7 protein-coding genes are annotated in these 9,125 nt (G+C 63.3%); 4 read left to right on the top strand and 3 right to left on the bottom strand.

The genetic code is table 11. The features are described 5' to 3' along the window. Positions 1-11: 11 nt before the first annotated feature. Both MESS2_RS12260 and MESS2_RS12255 read right to left on the bottom strand, forming a co-directional pair. Positions 12-614 (bottom strand): DUF922 domain-containing protein, encoded by a 603-nt coding sequence (locus MESS2_RS12260; protein WP_008874556.1) that lies wholly within the window; start codon positions 612-614, stop codon positions 12-14. Between the two features lie 82 nt (positions 615-696). Further along, positions 697-2,376 carry an electron transfer flavoprotein-ubiquinone oxidoreductase gene (locus MESS2_RS12255; RefSeq protein ID WP_008874555.1) on the bottom strand — a complete coding sequence of 560 codons (1,680 nt, stop codon included), beginning with the start codon at positions 2,374-2,376 and terminating at the stop codon, positions 697-699. Positions 2,377-2,703: 327 nt separating this feature from the next. Here MESS2_RS12255 and MESS2_RS12250 point away from each other — a divergent pair, with 327 nt between their 5' ends. From MESS2_RS12250 to MESS2_RS12240, 3 genes are read left to right on the top strand one after another with little or no spacing between them, the layout of a single operon-like run. Beyond that, on the top strand, positions 2,704-3,348 hold the full coding sequence (locus tag MESS2_RS12250; protein ID WP_083918481.1) for a hypothetical protein: 645 nt from the start codon (positions 2,704-2,706) through the stop codon (positions 3,346-3,348). 42 nt (positions 3,349-3,390) lie between these two features. Further along, entirely contained in the window at positions 3,391-4,266 is an 876-nt protein-coding gene (locus tag MESS2_RS12245) for a uracil-DNA glycosylase (protein WP_008874553.1), read from the top strand. A gap of 48 nt (positions 4,267-4,314) precedes the next feature. Beyond that, complete coding sequence (locus tag MESS2_RS12240; protein ID WP_008874552.1) at positions 4,315-5,127, top strand: helix-turn-helix domain-containing protein; 813 nt, start codon at positions 4,315-4,317, stop codon at positions 5,125-5,127. Here MESS2_RS12240 and MESS2_RS12235 read toward each other — a convergent pair whose 3' ends face one another. After that, positions 5,128-6,111 carry a DMT family transporter gene (locus tag MESS2_RS12235; protein WP_008874551.1) on the bottom strand — a complete coding sequence of 328 codons (984 nt, stop codon included), beginning with the start codon at positions 6,109-6,111 and terminating at the stop codon, positions 5,128-5,130. It abuts the gene before it with no gap. A gap of 244 nt (positions 6,112-6,355) precedes the next feature. Here MESS2_RS12235 and pepN point away from each other — a divergent pair, with 244 nt between their 5' ends. Beyond that, positions 6,356-9,001, top strand: a complete 2,646-nt coding sequence (pepN, locus tag MESS2_RS12230; protein WP_008874550.1) for an aminopeptidase N — start codon at positions 6,356-6,358, stop codon at positions 8,999-9,001. Positions 9,002-9,125: the final 124 nt, after the last annotated feature.

Genomic DNA, 9,125 nt, shown 5'->3' with positions numbered 1-9,125 from the left:
TGACGACTGTCCTAACGCTTGCCCATCAAGGCATCGACAAGATGCTCGACATGGCCGCCGTCGCGATGCTCGCGCGCGTCGAAGGCGTTCTGCTTCGCCTCGTATTCGGCATAGATAGCCCTGATCCGGCGTCTCGCCTCGCGGTGTGTCCTGGTGCAAAACCAGTTATCTGCGAATTCCAGGCCCGCGATCGACTTCTCTGTAACCCGCATCATTGTCGTGGCGATGCGGCCATGGGTATGCTCATGCGTACGCACGCCGGCGAAAAACCGCTTCCAACGCTTCTGCAGCGCCGGTGTGGCGGTCGCGGCCATGCGGGGGAAGGTGTAGGTCAGATCGAGTGTTCCGTCGGCCTGCCGTACCCGGCAGACGCCATTGCCCCTGCTGACGTCAAGATCCCAATCAACGGTGTAGGCGGTCAGCGCGATGGCGTGCGTCGTCAAGCCATGCTTCGGCCCCTTGCGGTCCATGGCCACGACTAGGCCCGCGCCCGTAGTCCCCGATATGTCGTAGGTCCGCGTCTTGACCAGCACCTTGGGGCCGGCCGACGCCGCCGGCGCGAAGCCGCCCAAGGCGCCGATCGCCACAAGGCACGTCAGAACCGCCAGGCGCATGGTCATCTCTCCGTATAGGAAGATCAGGGAAACACAGGCACGCCGCTGTTTCAACGGCCCCGGGCCGATATAACCTGGCCGACTACATGCCTTGATACACTGGCCCCTCTCCGCCTTGTGGCGGCACCCAGTTGATGTTCCGGTTCGGGTCCTTGATGTCGCACGTCTTGCAGTGGACGCAGTTCTGCGCGTTGATGACGAAGCGCACATCCTTGGCCGCAGGGTCGGCGGCCGCGTTGCCGTCCTTGTCGACCCATTCGTAGACGCCGGCCGGGCAGTAGCGCGTCGAAGGTCCGGCAAAGACGTCGTGCTCGGAACGCTTCTGAAGCTCCATGTCGGCGACCAGCAGGTGGACAGGCTCGTTTTCCTCGTGGTTGGTGTTGGACAGGAACACCGAGGACAGACGGTCGAAGGTCAATACGCCGTCGGGCTTCGGGTAGGCGATCTTCTCGTGCTTGGCGGCAGGCTCCAGCGTCGCATAATCGGCCTTGCCGTGCTTCAGCGTACCGAAGGGCGAGAAGCCGAACAGCGTGTTCAGCCACATGTCGAGTCCACCGATGCCGACGCCGACTATGGTGCCGAAGCGCGACCAAAGCGGCTTGACGTTGCGCACCTTCTTCAAATCCTTGCCGATGTCGGTCGCCCGCCAGGCTGCCTCGTAGGAGGCCAGTTCGTCATTGGCGCGGCCGGCGGCAATCGCGTCGCTGACGTGCTCGGCCGCAAGCATTCCGGAGAGCACGGCATTGTGCGAGCCCTTGATGCGCGGCACGTTGACGAGGCCCGCCGCGCAGCCCATCAGCACGCCGCCGGGGAAGGACAGTTTCGGCACCGACTGCCAGCCGCCCTCGGTGATGGCGCGGGCGCCGTAGCCCAACCGCTTGGCGCGCTCGAAGGTGCCAGCGATCGCCGGATGGGTCTTGAAGCGCTGGAATTCCTCGAAGGGCGACAGATAGGGGTTCTTGTAGTTGAGGTGGACGACGAAACCGACCGCTACCTGATTGTCTTCCAGATGATAGAGGAAGGAGCCGCCGCCGGTCTTCATGTCGAGCGGCCAGCCGAAGGAATGCTGCACCAGGCCCGGCCGGTGGTTCTCCGGCTTGACCTGCCACAGTTCCTTGAGGCCGATGCCGAATTTGGCGGGCTCGCGGCCGTCGGCAAGTTTGTATTTAGCGATCAATTGCTTGGCCAGCGAGCCGCGCGCGCCCTCGCCGATCAGCACATACTTGCCCATCAGCGCCATGCCCGGGGCGAAGCCGGGACCGTGCGTGCCGTCCTTCTCGACGCCCATGTCGCCGGTGACGACGCCGGTGACAGCGCCTTCATCATTGTAGAGCAGGCCGGCGGCCGCAAAGCCCGGATAGATCTCGACCCCCAGCGCCTCGGCCTTGGTCGCCAGCCAACGGCAGACATTGCCGAGCGAGACGATGTAATTGCCGTGGTTGTTCATCAGCGGCGGCATCAGAATGTTGGGCAGTCGGAACGAGCCGGCGGGACCAAGCACCAGGAAATGATCCGCCGTCACCGGCGTCTTGAAGGGATGGCCCTCTTCCTCGCGCCAGCCCGGCAACAGGCGATCGATGCCGATCGGATCGACGACGGCGCCGGACAGGATGTGGGCGCCGACTTCGCCGCCCTTTTCCAGGACGACGACGGAAAGCTCTGGATTGACCTGCTTGAGCCGGATCGCGGCGGCGAGCCCGGCCGGACCGGCGCCGACGATGACCACGTCGAATTCCATGCTTTCGCGTTCGATATCGCTCATCAACCCCTCACTGCCCAGAGTGCCGCGCGCCCATTGGACGCGCAAAGGACACTCTGGCAACTTTTATTTTCGCATGATCCTTTCCAAAAAGTGATTTCACTTTTTGGGTCATGCGAGCGCATTTGCGCATCTTGCTGGCTCCCGCGCTGCATAGCGCATCAATTCGCGACGCGAAACCGGCGCTGACGTGACAATAGCGATTTGCCCGCCGCTGCACCTATTTTAGAGCGGCGCAAACATCAATCCATAATGTATGCGTCGCCCCAGAGCACTGCGCTGACGTTTTTTAATTGTTCGACGGCTTGTTTATCGGCCATACTTGGCGCCATGCGCATTCCTGAGCCTTCAGGCTTTTCATCGACGCGCTTCTTTTCCTCGCCCGGCCGGATTTGTCGGGCGCTCCTTTTGGCCCTTTCGCCGCTGGCGTCAGCCAATGCGTATGCGGATGAGCAAAAGGTCTGGGCGGCCGGCGCCTATTCCTTTTCCGATGAGCTGGGCGGCTTCCGCATCACTAGGACTTCCGGCATTGGAACCAAGGACGACCCGATTGTCATCACCGAGGAGATGAATTCGGCAACGCCGGTGACGCTGACCATTCGCACGACCAAGCCGATCCAGCCGTTCGGCACCGCCGGCGAATTCGCTAACGGCCTGATGTATATGCGCATGGACGTGCTCAACAACAGCGGTCAGGCGTGGGTCGAATTCCAGTTCGAACTCCAGGAGATCCTCGACCAGCCAAGTGTGTTTGGTGATGGCCTGTCGTTCGACCAGCGCAACAAAACGCCGGACAACATTCTGTCGAGCAGCTTCGCCGATTTCGACCGCGATTTCGAACCTTATGACAGGTTGCTGTTCAAAAACGGCAAGATCGACCCGCTGAAGACGGGCCGCTTCGAATTCCTGATCACCGACTATACGCCGCGCTGGACGTTCTATCTGGTGCAGGATCCGCGCATACCGACCGGCTAAAGCCAACTTGCAAATTACCATCCGGCGGCCGAATGTGATGGTATGACTGCCGCGTTCCCCAACAACCCAAACGACATCGCCGACCTGCTGGCCTTCTATGCCAGCGCCGGTGTCGATGAAGCGCTCGAAGAGGCACCGGTGAACCGGTTTGCCGAGATGACACCGAAGCCGCCGAGGCCGGAGGCGACGGCGCCTGCCCGCGAAACCCCGGCGCCAAGGCCTCCTGCCCAACAACCGCGCCCCGACATGAGCCGGTTGCCGGACGCGCCACCGGCGCGCGTGTCGTCGGCCACCGCGACGGTGCCCGACGAGGCGCAGGCCGCACTGGCACGGCAACTGGCGGCGACCGCATCGAGCCTCGACGAGCTTCGCCAGCGCATGGCGGGATTCGACGGCTGCAACCTCAAATTCACCGCCAAGAACCTGGTGTTTGCCGACGGCAATCCGGAAGCTTCCGTGATGCTGGTCGGCGAGGCGCCCGGCCGCGACGAGGATATCGAGGGCCTGCCCTTCGTCGGCCGTTCGGGCCGGTTGCTCGACCGTATGCTGGCCGCGATCGGCCTCGACCGCACCTCCGTCTATATCGCCAATGTCATCCCCTGGCGGCCGCCCGGCAACCGCACGCCGACACCGCACGAGACCGAGATCTGCCGGCCGTTCATCGAACGGCAGATCGAGCTGGTCAATCCCAGGGTTCTGGTCAATCTCGGCGGCCCCTCGGCCAAGACCTTGCTCAATACGACCGAAGGCATATTGCGCCTGCGCGGCAATTGGCGCGTCCACATGACGGCCTCGGGGACGGCCATTCCAGCCATGCCGACCCTGCACCCGGCCTATCTCCTGAGAACCCCGGCGCACAAGAAACTGGCGTGGCGGGATTTTCTTGAGGTGAAAGCGAAATTGCGGGCGCTGGGTTGATCTCCCAGGTAATTGAAATACATCTCCCACCGCCCTACTCATCCTATCATGACAACAGCGCAGACTTCCGCCGGCAGCCTCATCCGCGAATGGCGTACCCGCCGGCGCATGAGCCAGCTCGATCTCGCCACTGAAGCCGAGATCTCGCAGCGGCATCTGAGCTTCGTTGAAAGCGGCCGCGCGGCACCGTCGCGCGACATGGTGCTGCATCTGGCCGAGCAGTTGTCGATCCCGCTCAGGCAGCGCAACCAGCTGCTGCTGGCCGCGGGCTTTGCGCCGCGTTTCAGCGAACGACCGCTGACCGATGCCACGCTCGCGCCGGCGATGGCAGCCGTCGAGATCGTGCTCAAGGGGCACGAGCCCTTCCCGGCGCTTGCAGTCGACCGGCACTGGAATCTGGTTGCAGCCAATGCCGCCATCGGACCGTTCCTTGCCAATGTAGCCGAGGCTTCCCTAATGACGCGGCCGGTCAATGTGCTTCGGCTCAGCCTGCATCCGGGAGGCGTCGCGCCACGCATCGTCAATCTCGCGGAATGGCGCGCGCATCTGCTCGACCGGCTCAAACACCAGAACGACGCCAGCGGCGACCCGGTGCTGGTCGAGTTGGAGCGAGAGCTGCGGACCTACCCCTCCGGCCTGAAAAGCGGCCGGCCGGCGCCGGTCGAGCCGAACGCGATCGTGCATCCGCTGCGGCTTGCCCATGGCAACGCGGTGCTGTCGTTCATCAGCACCATCACCGTGTTCGGCACGCCGCTTGACGTGACGCTGTCGGAACTGGCGATCGAATCTTTTTTCCCCGCCGATGAACAGACGCGAACGGCGCTGGTGCGGTTGGCGAAAGAGCGGGCGCAGTCGTCCTGATTACCCCTGCGGTGGAGCGGCCTTGCGGGTGCGGGTGCGTTCGAGGCCGAGCTGGCGCTCGCGCCAGATGACGAAGATACCGGCCGCGACGACGATCACGCCGCCGACGAGCATATGAACGGTAGGAACGTCACCGAAGACCAGATAGCCGACGATGACACCCAGGATCATCGATGTGTATTCGAAGGGCGCCACGACCGAGGCCTCGGCATGGCGGTAGGCCGCCGTCATCAGGATCTGGGCAAGCCCGCCGCAAAAGCCTGATGCAATCAACAGACCGGCCTGCACCGGGGTCAGCGCCTGCCAGCCGAAGGGCAGCGTCATCAGCGCCATGACGCTTGCCGTCGCCGAGAACCACAGCACGATGGTCGCCGTTTTTTCCGTCTGGACGAGATTGCGCACCAGCAGGATGGCGTTGGCCGAAATCGCCGCGGCGACAAGGGCGGCGATGACGCCCAGCACTTCCTGGTCGCCGAGAGCGGCACCCGAGCGCAGCAGCGTCAGTTGCGGCCACGAGATGATCAGCACGCCGATCAGGCCGACCGCGACCGCGCTCCAGCGGTAGACGCGGATGGTTTCGCCGAGAAAGATCGAACTGAACACCACCACCAGTAGCGGCTGCGCGTAGTTCAGCGTGATAGCCTCCGGCAGTGGCAGCCGCGTCAGCGCGAAGAAGCCAAGCCCCATGGCGCAGACGCCGACAACGCCGCGCGCAATATGGTTGAACGGACGCTTCGTCGAAAAGGCGGTGCCGAGTTTGCCCCTGAAGGCGAGGAAGGCGATGATCGGAAAGATGGCGAAAAAAGAGCGGAAGAAGGCGATCTGCCCGACAGGCAGTGTGCCCGCGGCCTTGATGCAGGACGACATGCCGACAAAAACCGCCACCGACAGTATCTTGAGCGTGATCCCGGTGAGCGTGGAGTGCCCACCGGGATGATCATCAGGGCGTGCGGCAGCCGCTTCCACACCCGGCTTGGGCGTCACTTCGCTTCTGCTTCCCTGATGAAAGCGGCATCCTCGCGACGCGGCACGGTGGCGCCCATGCCGAACTTCGGTGTGACGACAGTCATGAATGCCTCGCGATGAAGATGATCGGGGAACGAGTGCCCGAAATAGACATTGCTGCAGTTTTGTCGAGAGGCCGTTTCGTGTAAAGAGCGCCGACTTCAAATTTCTTGGACCAGCGGACCCATCCGCCGCTGCGGGAATGAACAGGAAACCCCAGGGAATGCGCACCGATACCGGCCAGGTCTTCAGGCTCGAAGACTATCGCCCCAACGACTATCTCATCCCGCAAACCAGCCTGACGTTCCGTCTCTCGCCAGAAGCCACGCGCGTTACCGCCGTGCTTACGATCGAACGCCGCGACGGTGTAGCGGCGTCAGCGCCGCTGGTGCTGGACGGTGACGGGCTGACGCTTCTGCGTGTCGCCATCGACGGCCGCGACCTCGCGCCAGCGGATTTCCTGGCGACGCCGGATCTTTTGACGATCGTCAAGCCACTGGCGGCATCGCGCTTCCAACTGGTGCTCGAAACCGAGCTGGCGCCGGCGCGCAACGAAGCGCTGATGGGCCTCTATCGCTCCAGCAACGTCTATTGCACCCAATGCGAGGCCGAGGGTTTCCGCCGCATTACCTATTTCCTCGACCGTCCCGATATTCTGTCCGTCTACACGGTGCGCATCGAGGCGCCGCGGCACGAGGCGCCGCTGCTTCTGTCCAACGGCAATCCGGCGGGCAGCGGCGATCTTGACGAGGGCTGGCACTATGCGGTGTGGCACGACCCTTTCCCCAAGCCGTCCTATCTGTTCGCGCTGGTGGCGGGCGCTCTCGGCAAACTCGCCGACAGTTTCACCACCATGTCCGGCCGCGAGGTCGAGCTCGGCATCTATGTCGAGCCCGGCAAGGAGAAGCTTGCCGGCTACGCCATGGATGCGCTGAAGCGGTCGATGCGATGGGACGAGGAGGCGTTCGGTCGCGAATACGACCTCGACGTCTTCAACATCGTCGCCGTGTCCGATTTCAACATGGGCGCGATGGAGAACAAGGGCCTCAACATCTTCAACGACAAATATGTGCTAGCCGATGAGGAGACCGCGACGGACGCCGATTTCGCCAATATCGAGGCGATCATCGCGCATGAGTATTTCCACAATTGGACTGGCAACAGAATCACTTGCCGCGACTGGTTCCAGCTCTGCCTGAAGGAAGGGCTGACGGTTTTCCGTGATCATGAATTCTCCGCCGACCAGCGCTCACGGGCGGTGAAACGCATCGCTGAGGTGCGCACGCTGCGCGCGCATCAGTTTCCCGAGGACCAGGGACCACTCGCGCATCCGGTGCGGCCGCGCCGCTACCGCGAGATCAATAATTTCTACACGGCAACGGTCTACGAAAAGGGCTCCGAAGTGGTGCGCATGATCCGCACCATTGTCGGCGCGGAGACGTTCCGGGCTGGCATGGACCTCTATTTCGAGCGGCATGACGGCCACGCGGCGACGATCGAGGACTTCATCAAGGTGTTCGAGGACGTCTCCGGCCGCGACCTGTCGCAGTTTTCGCTGTGGTACCATCAGGCTGGCACGCCCAATCTGACGATCAGTTCGACGCACAGTCCGGCATCGGGCGAATTCACGCTCGAGATCGAGCAGTCGGTGCCGCCGACACCGTCGGAAAGCCGCAAGCGGCTGATGCATATTCCGCTGGCCTTCGGCCTGGTCGGCGTCGACGGCAAGCCGGTTGCCTATCGCGGTTTCGAAGGCGCCAGCGTCGAGAACGGCGTCATCCATATCCGCAAGCGCCGGCACATGGTGCGCTTTTCCGGCGTTGCCGAGCGCCCGTCGCTGTCGCTGAACCGCGGCTTCTCGGCGCCGGTGACGCTCTCGGTCGAACAGAAGGCCGACGACCAGTTCTTCCTGGCCGGCCATGACAGCGACGCCTTTTCGCGCTGGCAGGCGTTCAACACGCTTTTGACCGATGCGCTGATTGCAGCCTTCCGGCAGATCCTCGGCGGCGAGCAGCCCGGTTTCGCCGCGCGGCTGACCGGGCTTGCCGGCAAGATTGCCGGCGACGAGACGCTGGAGCCTGCCTACCGTGCGCTGGCGCTGGCGCTGCCCGGCGAGGCCGATATTGCCCGCGACCTAGGCAAGAACATTGACCCGGACGCCATCTTTGAGGGCCGCGAGGCGTTGGCGAGGGCGATCGCCGGAGCCAACCGGGAGATGTTTTCCGAACTCTACGATCGGCTGGTCGACACGGATGCATTCAGCCCGGACGCGGCCAGCGCCGGGCGGCGGGCGTTGCGCAACATCCTGCTCGACTATCTCTCACTGCTGCCGAAGGGTGCCGCGCTTGCCGCCTGGCATTTCCAGTCGGCGACCAACATGACGGACCGCGCCGCCGCGTTGACCGTGCTTGCGCTGCGCCACAGCGGTTCGCCCGAGGCGGTCAAGGCGCTGGCCGACTTTGAAGCGAAATACGCACGCGATGCGCTGGTGATGGACAAATGGTTCCAGATCCAGGCCAGCGTGCCGGGTCCGCGAACCGTCGAGGCGGTGCGCGTGCTGACCGGCCATCCGGCCTTCTCGATGGCCAATCCGAACCGGGTGCGCTCGCTCATCGGCACGTTTGCCAGCGCCAACCAGACCGGCTTCCATAGAGCTGACGGCGAAGGCTACCGGTTTTTCGCCGAGACGGTCCTGCAGGTCGAAAAGCGCAACCCGCAGGTGGCCGCCAGGCTGGCGACGGCGCTCAGATCATGGCGCTCGCTCGAACCTGGCCGGCAGGCCAAGGCAAGGGAAGCGCTGCTTTCGATCGCCAATGCCGAGAACCTGTCGGCTGATCTGCGGGACATCGTCGAGCGGACGCTGGCATAAGCTTGCCGCCCGGCTTTGGACCTGAAAGTCACTATTTTAGTCGATTTTTAATCTTTTTTCGCTGCGCCTCTGGACAAGGCGAATCACCTTTGATTCTTTACTGACGATTCGGAAGTGCGGCGTA

Source organism: Mesorhizobium metallidurans STM 2683, from assembly GCF_000350085.1.
In the GTDB taxonomy this organism is placed as follows: Bacteria; Pseudomonadota; Alphaproteobacteria; order Rhizobiales; family Rhizobiaceae; genus Mesorhizobium; species Mesorhizobium metallidurans.
The sequence above is the reverse complement of the archived record's forward strand: the minus strand, read 5'-3'. Positions and strand labels throughout refer to the sequence as shown.